Genomic DNA, 14,386 nt, shown 5'->3' with positions numbered 1-14,386 from the left:
GAATACTTCCGCCCATGCAAATCAAGAAATTCGTTTTCAATCCTTTTCAGGTAAATACCTATGTGTTGTTCGACGAAACCGGCCAATGTGCCATCATCGATCCGGCCTGTGCATCGCCCGACGAACAGCGCGTGCTCAGCAGTTTTGTTCAACAACACAAGCTTCAGCCTGCACGCTTGTTGCTCACCCATACACACATCGATCATGTGCTCGGCGTAGCCTGGGCCATGAATACCTTTGGTTTGCAGGCAACTGCCCACCCCGACGGCAAGCTTTACCTACAAAATGCAGAGGATCAGGCACAAATGTTTGGTTTGATGCTCAGTGGAACTTTTGAACCCGCCATTATAATCGACGATGCCGACGAAGTGAGCTTTGGCCTGACCACCCTAAAAGTGCTACATACACCCGGCCATGCGCTGGGCAGTGTTTGTTATTATCACCAGCCCAGCGGCAGTCTGTTTGCAGGCGATGTGCTTTTTCATCAAAGCATTGGTCGCACCGATCTTCCGGGTGGGGATTACGATGTGCTGAAAAACAGCATATGGCGCAAGCTCTTTGTCCTGCCCGATGCCACTGTGGTTTATCCCGGACACGGCCCCGAGACCACCATTGGCACCGAAAAGGTGACCAATCCTTTTGTGGCCATTGGCGTCTAAGCCCCGGACATTTGTTTCAGGCGCTTTGCCGATGCCACAATATGACCGGCATCGAGGCTGTTCATGCATTCGAAATGCTTTTTGGGGCAGCTGTCGAAACCGATCTTGGAGCAGGGCCGGCAGGAAACTTTGGTGTTTTCCACAATAACCGACTTTGATTCGTCTCCGGGCATGTAAGGATACATGCCAAGGGCAGGCACGGTATTTCCCCAAACGGAAACCAATGGCTTGCGATAGGCTGCCGCAATGTGCATCAGTCCCGTATCGTTGCTGAGCACTACCGAGGCGCGCCCGACTACCCTGGCCGATTGCATCAGGCTGAGCCGGCCGCACGCATTCCAGACCGTTGCTTTTCCTGAAAGTTCTTCAATAAGCGAACCACGTTCCCTGTCGGCAGGGCCACCGAGCAAAACTACCGGCATATCAACTTTTTGCACAACTTCGGCAACTTTATTGGCCGGAAGAATTTTCGTATTGTGCTGGCCCCCGATCACCACTGCCAGAAAGTCCGTGTTTATCCACGAAGGGGCATCCTCAGGAATCCCGGCATCGCCGGCGAAAAAGTCGAGGCCGGCACCATCGTTCACCACACCCAAAGGCTTAACGGCCTCAAAATACCTGTCCACCACATGAACAGCAGGCATCAGGTTCCACTTGAACCTTACCAGCACGTACTTCTTTAAGTTCAGTTTCGGGAAGCCTTCGGAGCGCACACCTAATGCTGTCCTCACCCGCATCGAGCGCAGGTTGCAATGCAGGTCGGCTACAAAGTCGAACTGTTCTTCTTTCAGCTGGCGAATCACTTCCGTCAAATCCTTGTCCAACACATGCACCTTGTCCACATAAGGGTTGTGGGCGAAAAGCTCTGCATTCTGTTTTTTGGTGAGCACATGCAGGCTGCAATCGGGCAGTTGTTTTTTGATGCACCTCACCACAGGGCTGGTCAGCACAATATCGCCAATGGAGCTGAAGCGGATGAGCAGGATTTTCTTTGCCTGGTTCATGCAGCAAAAGTACAAACAAAGCGAGCCATCCAAAAAGCGTAATTTCGCGGCATGAAACTCATCGATACGCACGCCCATCTTTACCTTGAAGAGTTTGACGGCGACCGTCGCGAAGTGATGCAGCGGGCGCTGCAGGCCGGGGTTCAGCTTATGCTGCTTCCAAACATCGACCAGGCCAGCATCGGGCCTATGATGCAAATGTGCCGCCAATGGCCGGAAAACTGCAGGCCGATGATGGGCCTTCACCCCACGTATGTGAAAGACGATTACCGCAGGCAACTCGACCTCATCGGGCAGGTGTTGTTCGACAACACCAATCAATACATAGGTGTAGGCGAAATCGGCATTGACCTGTATTGGGACAAAACCCATGCTGCGGCACAGGAGGAAGCCTTTGAAGAGCAGCTTGGTTGGGCAGCCAGGCTGGGTTTTCCTGTGGCCATTCATACCCGCGAAGCCTTTGAGGTAATCCTGAAGATAGTTGAAAAATTGCAGGACGGCCGGCTCAAAGGCGTATTTCATTGTTTTACAGGCGGAGCAGAAGAAGCCCGTCGCATCCTTGACCTGGGATTTTATTTCGGTATTGGCGGTGTAGTCACCTACAAAAATTCGGACTTACCCCATGTGCTCAGTCAGATTCCCCCCGAAAGCATTGTGCTCGAAACCGATTCGCCCTACTTGCCTCCGGTGCCCCACCGTGGCAAGCGCAACGAAAGCGCCTTCATTGTGGAAGTGGTTAGCAAACTTTCGCAGGTGTATGCAACTGACGTGGAAGAAATGGCCCGTCTGACAACCCAAAATGCATCAAAACTTTTTAACCTCAACTTGCAATGACCGAAGAAACCAAAGCTTTGCTGGTAATCTACACCGGCGGTACCATCGGAATGGTCAAGGATCCTGCCACAGGAGCGCTTGTACCCTTCGACTTCAGCAATATGTACGAACATCTGCCCATGCTTGGCAGCTTTGGTTATCATATCGATTTCGTTGGATTTGAGCCACTTATCGACAGCAGCAATGTGAAACCCGATTTCTGGGTCAGGCTTGTCGAAACCATTGAGCACAACTATGAAAAGTACGATGGTTTTGTGGTGCTCCATGGTAGCGATACCATGGCCTACACCGCTTCGGCCTTGAGTTTCATGCTCGAAAACCTGAACAAGCCCGTCATCCTCACCGGATCGCAACTGCCTATGGGTGAGATACGTACGGATGGCCGCGAAAATTTCCTGACCGCCATCGAGATTGCCGCAGCCAAAGAAGATGGGGTGGCTCTTGTGCCCGAAGTGGCCATCTATTTCGAAAACAGGCTGATGCGTGGAAACCGGACCACAAAATTCAACGCTGAGGGGTTCAATGCATTTGTTTCGGGCAATTATCCATTGCTTGCCGAAGTGGGGGTGCATATCCGGTACAACAAAGCCAACATCCTTAAGCCCAACTTCAAAAGGCTGCGCGCACACAAACGTCTGGACAACAATGTGAGCATCCTCAAACTGTTTCCCGGCATCAGTCCGGCCGTAGTCAACAGCACACTGGGCATCCCTGGACTTAAGGCGCTCATCCTCGAAACTTTCGGTTCGGGCAATGCACCTACTGACGACTGGTTTATCGAAGCGCTCGACAAGGCCATACGCAACGGATTGCTCATTTTCAACGTGACCCAATGCAAGGCAGGCGCAGTGGAACTCGGAAAATACGAAACCAGTGTGCGGCTCAGCCAGATTGGATTGATCAGCGGATACGACATCACCACCGAATCGGCCATCACCAAACTCATGTATCTGCTTGGCGAGGGTTACCTGGGCGATGCACTCGTACGCCTGCTCCAGACACCCCTGCGCGGTGAGATGACCATAGAGTAAGCCAGGCGGGTGTTCCAACTGCAATTTTGCTGATCAGGGCACGAAAAGAACTGCCTCAGCGCAAGCCTACCTATTTGATATTGCCTACCTTTGGCGTACCCTTATCAGTTTTATCATGAAGCGTGTAATCATCCTGCCGTTGCTGGTTTTATGTTTTCAATGGCTTATTGCCGGACAGCTTGTGTATATCAAAACCAGTGGCGCGCGCCACAACCTGCAGCTTGTAGAGAACCCTGCGATTAAGGTTCACTACACCGGCGACAATTTTGTAATCGCAACACTCGATTTTACTCCCAAAGAACCTCATGTGGTGCTCGATGTCCGGGCCTGGGAGCCGGGTGTACGGTATTATTATCTGCATGTGCCTGAACCAAAGAAACATGAGGCATTAAACGATGTGGCATCAAAAGCCACCGTGCTTCACAGCGGGCCGGGCTGGATGGTGGTGCGCGTCAGCGATGCGCTTATCCCCATCACACCATACCACCATAATGGGATAGTGCGCCTGCAGCCCGAACCGGTCAGCCTGCCAGAAGCCGAACTGTTTCTTTCGGGCCGCAGTCAGACCCCGGATCCATTTGTGCAACAGCTTATTGCACAGGTTAATCCGCTTAACATCACAGCCAGCACCCAGCACCTCGAAGATTACGGCACGCGCAATGCCTATCAGCCGCAAAGTGTATCAGCACAAAACTGGATCAAGGACAAGTTTCTGAGTTATGGCCTGAGCGTGGAAGTGATGGACTTTGCCATGCCCGGAGGAGCGGCCAGCGACAATGTCATTGCCACACTGCAAGGCACAAAATATCCTGATGAATATGTGATTTGCGGAGCGCATTACGATTCGTACAGCACCGGTTCGACCGCACCCGGAGCCGACGACAATGCCAGCGGCACAGCGGCAGTGCTCGAAATAGCCCGCATCATGAGCAATTACACCTTCGACCGGAGCATCGTTTTTTGCGCCTTCTCGGGCGAAGAATACGGGCTGTATGGAAGTGCGGCTTATGCCCTCCGGGCCAAAAACCAGGGCATGAACATCCAGGGCTACTTTAATCTCGACATGATTGGTTACCTCAAACCGGGAAACACAACCATAAAAAGCACACTCATTTATCCCCCTTCTGCCGCTCCGCTGGCACAGTTTTACACCGAGGTAGCTGCTACTTATCTCCCCGAGTTCGTTGTAACCCCCGGCAGCCTCAGCGGAGGCGATAGCGACCATACCTCGTTCAACAACAACGGTTTCATGGGTATCTTTCCTTTCGAAGCGGTACCCGATTACAGTCCATTTATTCATACCTCCAACGACCGTGTGGGTCCAAGCTACAACAATGCCGCACAGGCTGCCATATTCACCCGGGCCACCCTGGCTTCGCTGGCTGTGCTGGCCAACCGGCTCAACCCACCACAAAATCTGACGGCCACCGCCGGTAGCAACTATGTACGACTCAATTGGTCGCCCCTACCCGATGCAGCATATTTCAAAATCTACCGCAACGGCCAGGCCATCGACTCAACTTCCAACAACCGTTACTTTGACCTGGAAGTAACCAATGGAAACACCTATCAATATAAGGTGACAGCCGTTTATCAGCAGACATTACAGGAATCGCCTCCGTCCAACGAAGTAAGCGCAGTGCCCATGCCACCAATGACCCTTCCGGTTGTAATGAATTTTGAAGACGGCGCAGGTTATTGGCAGTTTACGCACCAATGGGGGCTCAGCACAGTGCAATCTTATTCTCCAACCCATTCAATCAGCGAAAGCCCCGTGGGCAACTACACCAACAATACCACCAGCTATGCCTACCTGCGACCCATCGACCTGAGCCTGGGCTACACCAGTGCAGCAGTGAGTTTCTGGACACGCTACGATCTGGAAACCAATTATGATTATGTCTATTTCGAAGTCAGTACCAACAATACCAGCTGGACGCAGATCGCCCAGTTCAACGGGCTGCAAAACACCTGGCAGCAACGCACCTACAACCTCAACCAATACCTCGGCCAGCCCTGGGTGCAATTCCGTTTCAAGTTTGTCAGCGATGGGTCTGTTGTCAAAGATGGTTTATATATAGATGATTTTCAGATAGCTACAACCGGAGGCTATCAGGTACAGCACGCCCTGCTGCGTCCGGGCTGGAACAGCCTGGGAAGCGCTGTTGTGCCTTTGCAAAGCAACATTGAACAGCTTTTTGGTTCGCTCACCGGCGACCTGATTGCTGTGCAATCCGACGCAGGTGTTTATCATCCTGCCGGCGGGGTGAATACCCTCGGAAGCTGGGATGCCAGCAAGGGCTACAAGGTGCGTATGGAAGCTCCCTCGGTCATGACAATCTCCGGTCCTGAACCGGCTCCTTCAACCATCAACCTGCAGGCTGGATGGAACCTGATACCCGTCACGGTAAACTGCCCGGTCGTCCTGCAGAATTGGCTGCCACAATCCCTCCTCGTCAAAGAGGTTGCCAGGGCAGGTGTGGCCTGGCCGGAACAAAACATCGGCACGCTCACCGAGCTTCAGCCCGGCCGTTCTTACTATGTCCACAGTCCGCAGAGCATGCAATTGAGCTTTCCCTCGTGCAAAACCCCGGGTTCGCCCATTGACGGCCAACAACAACTACGCGCTGATGCAATAGCTCCCACGGGCGACAGCCACCTTGTACTTCTGCCTGCCACCGTTTTACAGCAAGCCCTTGAGCCTGGCGACATGATCATGGCATTTACGGCCGGAGGACTGCCTGCCGGAGCGATCGAAATAAATACAACCGATCAGCCACTTGTGCTCACACTCTTTGGAACCGACACCCTAAGCCCTGTAATCCAGGGGTTTAATCCCGGAGAGCACATCTTGCTCAAACGACTTCGTGGCACAGAGTTGACCGCCCTGGCAGCCACCTACGATCCAACTTTCCCCCAAACAGGCACCTATGTACATCAGGGCCTGAGCAAGGCAACCAGCCTGAGTGTGGTGCTGGGCCAGCCGGAGTTGGTGGCGAAAATGCAGGTGTTTCCCAATCCCACTTCCGGCCGGATTGTCCTGGACGGGATTGATAAAATTGCACATTACCGCCTTTACAGTCTGAGCGGGCAGCTTTTGATTCAAGGGCTGGTTTCGGCTGGTGAAAGCCTCGATCTGAGCGCTTATTCCGAGGGCACTTATCTGCTTTATCTGGATGGCCAGCCGGGGCGAACGCTCCTGAAGCTGATGCTGAAAAAGTAGGCGCTAAAACGTTTGTTTCAATATTTTCTGCTGATTCATAGTAATTTAGAAATAATCAAAACAAAGCCTGCTTTAAAAAAATGCTGGAGAGCGAAAAAATATTTTTGTACTTTTGGCCGCAACTTCAACAAGCGTGCGTTCACGCTGAAGTTTTTGGAGAGATGGCCGAGTGGTTGAAGGCGCACGCCTGGAAAGTGTGTATACCTCAAAAGGGTATCGCGGGTTCGAATCCCGCTCTCTCCGCAAGGAAAATTTATACATTTGCTGCTGTCAAATAAAATCGATAATCAACACAAACAGAGTTCAAAGTAGTAATCAACATCATCAAACTATGAAAAAATTAATCGCTTTTTGGGCCATTGCCGGCTTGATGTTTTTTGGTGTAAGCCAAACAGTTCTGGCTCAGGACACTGCCGCTGCCGCACAACCCGAAACTGAACAGGTTGCCGAAGCTCCGGCTGAGGAAGCTGCTACCCTCGATATGGAGGCTGCTGCAGACGAGCCACTTACCTTCCACGAAACCATCAAGGAAAAATTTATTGAAGGTGGTCCCGAATTCATGGGTATCGTTTTGCTTACCCTCATTTTCGGTCTGGCCATTGCCATTGAGAGGATTATCTATCTCACCCTGAGCTCCACCAACACCAAAAAGCTGCTCAGCCAGGTAAGCGACGCCCTCGAAAATGGTGGTGTTGAGAAAGCCAAGGAAATCTGCCGCAATACCCGCGGACCAGTAGCAAGCATTTTCTATCAGGGCCTGCTGCGCTATGACCAGGGTGTTGAAGAAGTCGAAAAATCCATCGTTTCCTATGGTTCGGTAATTACCGGACGTCTCGAAAGCGGTGTGAGCTGGATTTCGCTCTTCATTGCTCTTGCCCCCATGCTCGGGTTTATGGGTACAGTAATCGGTATGATCCAGGCCTTCGACGATATCGCTGCTGCCGGCGACATCAGCCCCCAGATTGTAGCAACAGGTATCAAGGTGGCCCTTCTTACCACGGTGTTCGGTCTTATCGTAGCCATCATCCTGCAGATCTTCTACAACTACATCATCAGCAAGATTGACAACCTGGTCAACGATATGGAGGACAGCACCATTACCTTCATCGACATGATTAACAAATACAGCAAAAAGTAATTCACCATGACGGACAAGATCTCGAAATACGCGAGTCTGGTTCTATATGCCCTGATGGCAGTTTCGGCTGTGCTGGCCCTACTGTTTTATTCGGGCTCTATTGAATCGGACACCTTGCTCCGGTGGGGTTATGTGCTGCTTATTGCCGGAGTAATCATTGCACTTGCATCGCCCATCATCGGCTTCGCCAGCAATCCCAAAGGGGTGGTCAAACTGCTCGTAAGCTTGGGCCTGGTGGCTGTGATTGCCATCGTTTCCTATTCATTATCCGCAAATACTTTCAGCGAAGTCAAGCTGCAAACGCTCAATATCACCGCCGAAACCTCCCGCTGGGTGGGCACAGGGCTGCTGTTCACTTATATTCTGGCTGCACTCTCCTTGCTCACCATTCTTTATTCCAGTGTGATTAAAATCTTCAAATAATCTGTCATGGCAAGAAGAGGAACACCGGAAATCAACGCAGGCTCAATGGCCGACATCGCCTTCCTGTTGCTGATATTCTTTCTGGTGACCACAACCATGGACGTGGACTCGGGCATTACCCGCCGTTTGCCTCCGCCTGTGGAAACCCCGGAAGACATCAAAATTAAGGAGCGTAACGTGCTCAATGTGCTTGTAAATAAGAACGACCGCTTGCTCGTAGATGGAAAGCCCGGTGATCTCCGCACGCTGAAAGATGTGGCCAAACGTTTTATTACACCAGTATATCCCGACGACCCGAATCATCCTGAAACTGAAGTGATAAATATCCCGCTTCTGGGTGATGTTTATGTGTCAAAGGGCGTTATCTCGCTCAAAAACGACCGGGGTACCTCCTACGATATGTATATCAAGGTGCAAAACGAATTGGCCCGTGCTTTCAATGAACTGCGCGACGAACTGTCGAGGCGCAGATTCGGAGTCGGGTATAGCGCCCTCACCGACGAGGACCAGATCAAAGCCATCAACGAAGCGGTACCCATGCGTATCAGCGAAGCTGAACCTGAAAACATCGGAGGAAACTGATATGTCGAAATTCAAAACAAAGAAAACCAAAGGGGCCCAGGCTATCAATACCTCTTCGCTCCCCGACATCATCTTTATGCTTCTGTTTTTCTTCATGGTAACCACGGTGATGCGCGAGGTTACACTGAAGGTAAAGGTGAAGTTGCCACAAGCCACTGAGGTGCAAAAGCTTGAAAAAAAATCCCTTGTCAGCTATATCTACATCGGACCTCCTACCAATGTGGCGCTGGGTACGGAATCGCGTATTCAGCTCAACGACCAGTTTGCCCGTGTGCGTGATATCCAGGAGTTTGTGGCCCGCGAACGCGAAGCCCGTAACGAAGCCGACCGCGGTCTGATTACAACTTCACTCAAGGTGCACAAAGAAACCAAAATGGGTATTGTTACCGACGTGAAGCAGGAACTGCGTAAAGCCAGCGCCTTCCGTATCAATTACTCCACACTCAAAGGACAAACCGCCAGCAAATAAGCTTTAACAGTCTTTTAAAAACGGCTGTTCGTAATTACCGGACAGCCGTTTTTTATTTGTCCAGGCCGAAACGGAAAAATCAAATTGCGGACAACGGGATTCCCTCCTTTCCACAGCTTTTTTGCCTGAGGTGTGGCCATCCGGAGATAATGACTGAGGTGATGCAGCAAGAATTAACCGGGGAAATTGAAATTATTTCGAGCGGAATGGTGATGGCCCGGAAAACTTTAGCCACCCTCGGAAGGAAAGCAGATATTATCCTGTTTGCTCAACTCCGGAATGCGGGGGATTCCTCTGTCAATTCATCACCTTCTGATCCGGAGAAGCGAAATGTTTTGCTGCAATCAAAAACCCAAAGCTCAGCAAAGCGCTGAGCGCCACAATCCACCAATCTGAGGTGCCGCCCAACTCCTCCATGGGGATGCTGGTATACCCGTTGTGATGCAGATAATATGCCACAACGGCCATGGCATTGTTCACAAGGTGCATAGCCACCGGAACCCACAGGCTGCGGCTCCAGAGAAAAAAGTAGCCCAGAAACACCCCAAGCACAAACCTGGGAATCAAACCATAAAACTGAAAATGCAATGCGCTGAATAGCATTGCGCCAAAAATCACAGCAATGTGAACATTCCTGAACGAGCGGATCAGCTGCTGCTGAATCACTCCCCTGAAAAGCAGCTCCTCGCCCAAAGCAGGCACAAATGCAATCATGAAAAGGTTGAAAAGCAGGTCATGGATTGTGCTCACGGACAAAAACATATTTGTCAGAGCTTCAGCCCGATCTTCCAGCATCCGGAGCGCTGATTCGAGCGCGGCCAAGCGCTCAGGCAACCGTATGGCATTGTTCCATTCGGCAAGCTGGTGAATCAACGGCAGTGCGGCAATCATCAAAAGGATACCAGACAGTAAAAAAAGATATCCCGGTTTATTTCCAATGCCCAGGGCAAACCTGGCCTCTTTGCCAAACGTCCACGCCCAGGCCAGAGGGGGCAGGAAAAAAAGACCCATTTGCGTGCTCAGTTGCATGATGCGCATCGCTTTCAGTGATTCCTGACCGGTTGCACCAAACAGCTGCTGAAGGCCTAAACCGGCTAGCATACCCAGCAATGCACCCATCAGGACCAGAAAAATCAGGGCCAGCCAGCGAAAGGCATTGCTGGTCTCAGCAAAAGGGTTGTTGTTCATTCGTATGTGATCACAAAGGAAGCTTCGGCAAAAATACTATTTTTGCAGCCTTTATCCTGCCTAAGGAAGAAAACGATAACACGCACTAAAACAGATGGTTAAGATTGGAAATCTCAACATAGGCGAATTTCCCATTTTGCTTGCACCCATGGAAGACGTGAGCGATCCGCCCTTCCGTTATGTATGCAAGATGTTCGGGGCTGATGTTACCTACACCGAATTCATTTCGTCGGAAGGGCTGATCCGCGAGGCCGAGAAAAGCGTCAAAAAGCTCGAGTTCAGCGACTTTGAGCGCCCGATTGGGATTCAGATCTATGGTCACGACATCGATTCCATGGTGGAGGCAGCCCGGTTTGCCGAATCGGTAAAGCCTGATATCATTGACATTAACTATGGATGTCCGGTGAAAAAGGTGGCCTCAAAAGGAGCCGGGTCGGGCATAATGAACAATGTACCCAAGATGGTGGCAATGACCGCAGCCGTGGTAAAAGCAGTTAATCTGCCGGTTACCGTTAAAACTCGTCTTGGTTATGACGAAAATATGAAGAACATTGTTGAAATAGCCGAGCGGCTGCAGGATGTTGGCATACAGGCTATTACCATACATGGAAGGCTGCGCACCACCCGATCGAGTGTGCCGGCCGACTGGACACTTATTGGTGAAGTAAAACGGAATCCGCGCATGCACATACCTGTTTTTGGAAATGGGGATGTGGTGGACGGGCCATCGGCAAAGCATTTCAAGGATACCTACGGGGTTGACGGTTTGATGATTGCGCGCGGTTCTTACGGCAATCCGTGGATTTTCAGGGAAGTTAAACAATACCTCTCAGAAGGTACCTTGCCTCCCTTGCCCGATATCCATGAGCGGGTACGCATCAGCCGCATACACCTCGAAAAATCGGTCGATTGGAAAGGTGAGCGCCTGGCCATCCTGGAAATGCGCAAACACTGGAGTTATTATTTTAAAGGATATCCTCATTTTAAGCCTTTCAGAATCAGGCTTATGGAAGAGGAAACCCTGAGTGGGATGATTGAGCTGCTCAACGAGATAGCCAGGCAATTCGACGGAGTTGAACCGGTGGGTTCGGGCGATAAAGCTGCAACAGAAATCAACGAATCAGAAGGTCTGCCTTCAAGCTGCCCCCGGTGAACAGGTCACGGAGCCGTTCGGGTTTTTGCAAGTGATATGTCCTGAGACCGACCTGTGCCGCAGCCTGAATGTGCTCTGCGGTATCGTCAATAAATAATGTGGTGGCAGGATTGAGCTTGTGCTGGTGAATTACAAACTCAAAAATTTCCGGATTGGGCTTGCTCATATGCAGGTCGAACGAGAAATAGGCCTTATCGAAAAGCTGGTCAAATTCACGGTAGCCAAAACGAAGCTGAAGGTCGCGCACATATAGCTCGTAGTGGATCTCGTTGGAATTGCTGAGCAGATAAATCCCGTATTTCTGTTTTGCTGCTTCAATGACCTGTATGCGTTCTTTGGGGATATCGAGCAGCAAGGCATTCCATGCGTCGTCAATGTCCTGATCGCTCAGGTCGAGGCGGGCAAATTCACGCACTTTGTCACGAAACACTTCCGGCGTGATGATACCTCGCTCCAGTTTACCCACAACTTTTTCCTGGAATTCGGCTGAGGCAAAAACCTCCACATCCTTTACTCCAAGATTAATCAGTTCTTTGATGGTGAGCTGCGGATCGATGTCGATGATTACTCCTCCAAAGTCGAAAATAATGTCGGTAATGGTTGAAGCTGCATTCATAAGTGTTCAAAAAATTTGCCTTTAAAACGCACAAAGTTGTAACTTTGCGCTGCCAAAACAAAAAACGGGCCGTTTTTTTGGTGTTAAAAAAATGTAATTCGGGCCTATAGCTCAGTCGGTCAGAGCATCTGACTCATAATCAGACGGTCCCAGGTTCAAGTCCTGGTGGGCCCACAAAGAAAAAGGCGCCTTATGGCGCCTTTTTTTTATTCTACTGTGACTGATTTGGCAAGATTTCGGGGTTGGTCCACGTTGCAGCCGCGCATCACGGCGATGTGGTAGGCCAGTTTTTGCAACGGGATGGTCGCAAGCAGGGGCACAAGTGCTTCTTCAGTATCCGGGATTTCGATGACGTAGTCGGCCATGCCGCGCACCACGGTGTCGCCTTCGGTGACCACAGCGATCACTCTGCCTTTTCGGGCTTTGACTTCCTGAATATTGCTCACCACTTTGTCGTAGATGCTTTGCTTGGGCGCGATGAACACCACGGGCATATCTTCGTCGATGAGTGCAATGGGGCCGTGTTTCATTTCGGCAGCCGGATAACCTTCGGCATGGATGTACGATATTTCTTTGAGCTTAAGGGCGCCTTCAAGTGCCACGGGGAAGTTGTAACCACGACCCAGGTAGAGGAAGTTGCGTACATCTTTATACTTGGCTGCAATTTCCACCACCAGATTTTTGTTGGTTTGCAGCGTGCGCTCGATTTTTTCAGGAATCAGACTGAGTTCGGTAACAATCTGATTGAACCGCGATCTGCTCAGGGTTCCTTTGAGTTGCGCAAAACGAAGCGCAAAGAGGGTGAGCAGGGTAACCTGTGCCGTAAATGCTTTGGTTGATGCAACACCTATTTCAGGTCCGGCATGGGTGTAACTGCCTGCATGGGTGGCACGTGCAATTGAGGAACCCACCACATTGCAAATACCAAGAATAGTGGCGCCTTTGCTTTTTGCCAGTTCTATGGCAGCCAAGGTGTCGGCTGTTTCGCCCGACTGGCTGATGGCGATTACTACGTCTTTTTCGCTGATGATGGGGTTGCGGTAACGAAACTCCGAGGCATACTCTACTTCCACCGGGATGCGGGCAAGGTCTTCGATAAGGTATTCTCCCACCAGACCTGCATGCCACGAGGTGCCGCAGGCCACCACGATGATGCAGTCGGCATTGAGAATTTTCGGTTCGTAGTCGATGATGCCACCAAGGGTGACCGTACCTGTTTCGGGATGGATGCGACCGCGCATGCTGTCGCGAACCGAGGTGGGTTGCTCATAAATTTCTTTGAGCATGAAATGTTCAAAACCACCTTTTTCGAGGGCGCTCAGGCTCATTTCGAGCTCCTGGATATACGGGGTTTTTTCTTTGTTGCGTATAGTTTTGATTTTCAGCTCGTTGTTTCGGTCAAGCAGGGCCACTTCCTCATCATCGAGATAGACCACATTTTTGGTATGCTCAACAATGGGTGTGGCATCCGAGGCCACGAAAAACTCACCGTTGCCAATACCAATCACCAGGGGGCTGCCTTTTCGCGCTGCTACGAGCATATCGGGATGGTCGTTTTCCATCACCACAATGGCATAAGCCCCAATTACCTGATTGAGGGCGATGCGCACGGCCTCGAACAGGTCCACCTTCTCGTTGTGCTGTATGTCTTCAATCAGGTTGGTGAGCACTTCGGTATCTGTGCTTGATCTGAATTTGTATCCCCTGGCCTCAAGTTCCTTTCGCAAGAGCGCATAATTTTCAATGATACCATTGTGAATCAGCGCAATACGGTTAGAATACGAAAGGTGTGGGTGAGCGTTCACATCATTGGGTTCACCGTGAGTTGCCCAGCGTGTGTGGGCAATGCCCATGTTGCCCGAAATGTCGTGGCCATTGGCATGGCTTTCCAGGTCGGAAACTTTTCCCTTGGTTTTGAATACCTTGATTCCATTGTTGTAAAGTGCGATGCCTGCACTGTCGTAGCCACGGTATTCAAGGCGCCTGAGTCCGTTGATGAGAATAGGGTATGCTTCTTTGGGGCCTATGTAAGCAACTATACCACACATATCTTTGGTTTTTGGTTG

13 protein-coding genes and 2 tRNA genes are annotated in these 14,386 nt (G+C 50.9%); 11 read left to right on the top strand and 4 right to left on the bottom strand.

Features of this window, described 5'->3' with window-relative positions; translation table 11 throughout:
- Positions 1 to 14 precede the first annotated feature (14 nt).
- Positions 15 to 659 carry an MBL fold metallo-hydrolase gene (locus IPM52_08390; GenBank protein ID MBK9291629.1) on the top strand — a complete coding sequence of 215 codons (645 nt, stop codon included), beginning with the start codon at positions 15 to 17 and terminating at the stop codon, positions 657 to 659.
- On the opposite strand, the gene IPM52_08385 is transcribed toward IPM52_08390, so the two are convergent.
- Entirely contained in the window at positions 656 to 1,663 is a 1,008-nt protein-coding gene (locus IPM52_08385; protein ID MBK9291628.1) for a glycosyltransferase family 9 protein, read from the bottom strand. The genes IPM52_08390 and IPM52_08385 overlap by 4 nt on opposite strands.
- A gap of 51 nt (positions 1,664 to 1,714) precedes the next feature.
- Here IPM52_08385 and IPM52_08380 point away from each other — a divergent pair, with 51 nt between their 5' ends.
- From IPM52_08380 to IPM52_08345, 8 genes are all read left to right on the top strand, one after another.
- Positions 1,715 to 2,497 (top strand): TatD family hydrolase, encoded by a 783-nt coding sequence (locus tag IPM52_08380; protein ID MBK9291627.1) that lies wholly within the window; start codon positions 1,715 to 1,717, stop codon positions 2,495 to 2,497.
- Positions 2,494 to 3,528 (top strand): type I asparaginase, encoded by a 1,035-nt coding sequence (locus tag IPM52_08375; GenBank protein MBK9291626.1) that lies wholly within the window; start codon positions 2,494 to 2,496, stop codon positions 3,526 to 3,528. Before IPM52_08380 ends, IPM52_08375 begins: the two co-directional genes overlap by 4 nt.
- 115 nt (positions 3,529 to 3,643) lie before the next feature.
- Positions 3,644 to 6,751, top strand: a complete 3,108-nt coding sequence (locus IPM52_08370) for a M28 family peptidase (protein ID MBK9291625.1) — start codon at positions 3,644 to 3,646, stop codon at positions 6,749 to 6,751.
- Positions 6,752 to 6,906: 155 nt separating this feature from the next.
- A tRNA-Ser gene (locus IPM52_08365) sits at positions 6,907 to 6,994 on the top strand.
- An 88-nt stretch (positions 6,995 to 7,082) separates the two neighbouring features.
- Positions 7,083 to 7,889: a MotA/TolQ/ExbB proton channel family protein gene (locus IPM52_08360; GenBank protein ID MBK9291624.1), complete on the top strand. Its 807-nt coding sequence runs from the start codon at positions 7,083 to 7,085 to the stop codon at positions 7,887 to 7,889.
- 6 nt (positions 7,890 to 7,895) lie between these two features.
- Entirely contained in the window at positions 7,896 to 8,312 is a 417-nt protein-coding gene (locus IPM52_08355; GenBank protein MBK9291623.1) for a hypothetical protein, read from the top strand.
- Between the two features lie 6 nt (positions 8,313 to 8,318).
- Positions 8,319 to 8,894, top strand: a complete 576-nt coding sequence (locus IPM52_08350; protein ID MBK9291622.1) for a biopolymer transporter ExbD — start codon at positions 8,319 to 8,321, stop codon at positions 8,892 to 8,894.
- A 1-nt stretch (position 8,895) separates the two neighbouring features.
- Entirely contained in the window at positions 8,896 to 9,363 is a 468-nt protein-coding gene (locus IPM52_08345; GenBank protein MBK9291621.1) for a biopolymer transporter ExbD, read from the top strand.
- Positions 9,364 to 9,660: 297 nt separating this feature from the next.
- Here IPM52_08345 and IPM52_08340 read toward each other — a convergent pair whose 3' ends face one another.
- On the bottom strand, positions 9,661 to 10,551 hold the full coding sequence (locus IPM52_08340; GenBank protein ID MBK9291620.1) for a CPBP family intramembrane metalloprotease: 891 nt from the start codon (positions 10,549 to 10,551) through the stop codon (positions 9,661 to 9,663).
- Positions 10,552 to 10,645: 94 nt separating this feature from the next.
- Here IPM52_08340 and dusB point away from each other — a divergent pair, with 94 nt between their 5' ends.
- Positions 10,646 to 11,704: a tRNA dihydrouridine synthase DusB gene (gene dusB, locus IPM52_08335; GenBank protein ID MBK9291619.1), complete on the top strand. Its 1,059-nt coding sequence runs from the start codon at positions 10,646 to 10,648 to the stop codon at positions 11,702 to 11,704.
- Here the strand turns inward: dusB and IPM52_08330 are convergent.
- Positions 11,664 to 12,320, bottom strand: coding sequence for an HAD family phosphatase (locus IPM52_08330; GenBank protein ID MBK9291618.1), 657 nt, complete (start codon positions 12,318 to 12,320; stop codon positions 11,664 to 11,666). The genes dusB and IPM52_08330 overlap by 41 nt on opposite strands.
- A gap of 100 nt (positions 12,321 to 12,420) precedes the next feature.
- Here IPM52_08330 and IPM52_08325 point away from each other — a divergent pair.
- Positions 12,421 to 12,494 (top strand) — tRNA-Ile (locus IPM52_08325).
- Positions 12,495 to 12,526: 32 nt separating this feature from the next.
- On the opposite strand, the gene glmS is transcribed toward IPM52_08325, so the two are convergent.
- Complete coding sequence (gene glmS, locus IPM52_08320) at positions 12,527 to 14,368, bottom strand: glutamine--fructose-6-phosphate transaminase (isomerizing) (GenBank protein ID MBK9291617.1); 1,842 nt, start codon at positions 14,366 to 14,368, stop codon at positions 12,527 to 12,529.
- Between the last annotated feature and the right edge of the window lie 18 nt (positions 14,369 to 14,386).

It is taken from the genome of Bacteroidota bacterium (assembly GCA_016715945.1).
In the GTDB taxonomy this organism is placed as follows: Bacteria; Bacteroidota; Bacteroidia; order Bacteroidales; family F082; genus JALNZU01.
This window is presented reverse-complemented; position numbering and strand designations above follow the sequence as displayed.

What these genes read in the sequence shown, in the direction of transcription:
- IPM52_08355 (MBK9291623.1), top strand. Translation starts at nt 7,896, where the DNA reads ATGACGGACAAGATCTCGAAATACGCGAGTCTGGTTCTATATGCCCTG.
- IPM52_08345 (MBK9291621.1), top strand. Translation starts at nt 8,896, where the DNA reads ATGTCGAAATTCAAAACAAAGAAAACCAAAGGGGCCCAGGCTATCAAT.
- IPM52_08340 (MBK9291620.1), bottom strand. Translation starts at nt 10,551, where the DNA reads ATGAACAACAACCCTTTTGCTGAGACCAGCAATGCCTTTCGCTGGCTG.
- IPM52_08370 (MBK9291625.1), top strand. Translation starts at nt 3,644, where the DNA reads ATGAAGCGTGTAATCATCCTGCCGTTGCTGGTTTTATGTTTTCAATGG.
- IPM52_08330 (MBK9291618.1), bottom strand. Translation starts at nt 12,320, where the DNA reads ATGAATGCAGCTTCAACCATTACCGACATTATTTTCGACTTTGGAGGA.
- IPM52_08380 (MBK9291627.1), top strand. Translation starts at nt 1,715, where the DNA reads ATGAAACTCATCGATACGCACGCCCATCTTTACCTTGAAGAGTTTGAC.
- IPM52_08375 (MBK9291626.1), top strand. Translation starts at nt 2,494, where the DNA reads ATGACCGAAGAAACCAAAGCTTTGCTGGTAATCTACACCGGCGGTACC.
- IPM52_08350 (MBK9291622.1), top strand. Translation starts at nt 8,319, where the DNA reads ATGGCAAGAAGAGGAACACCGGAAATCAACGCAGGCTCAATGGCCGAC.
- glmS (MBK9291617.1), bottom strand. Translation starts at nt 14,368, where the DNA reads ATGTGTGGTATAGTTGCTTACATAGGCCCCAAAGAAGCATACCCTATT.
- IPM52_08390 (MBK9291629.1), top strand. Translation starts at nt 15, where the DNA reads ATGCAAATCAAGAAATTCGTTTTCAATCCTTTTCAGGTAAATACCTAT.
- IPM52_08385 (MBK9291628.1), bottom strand. Translation starts at nt 1,663, where the DNA reads ATGAACCAGGCAAAGAAAATCCTGCTCATCCGCTTCAGCTCCATTGGC.
- dusB (MBK9291619.1), top strand. Translation starts at nt 10,646, where the DNA reads ATGGTTAAGATTGGAAATCTCAACATAGGCGAATTTCCCATTTTGCTT.
- IPM52_08360 (MBK9291624.1), top strand. Translation starts at nt 7,083, where the DNA reads ATGAAAAAATTAATCGCTTTTTGGGCCATTGCCGGCTTGATGTTTTTT.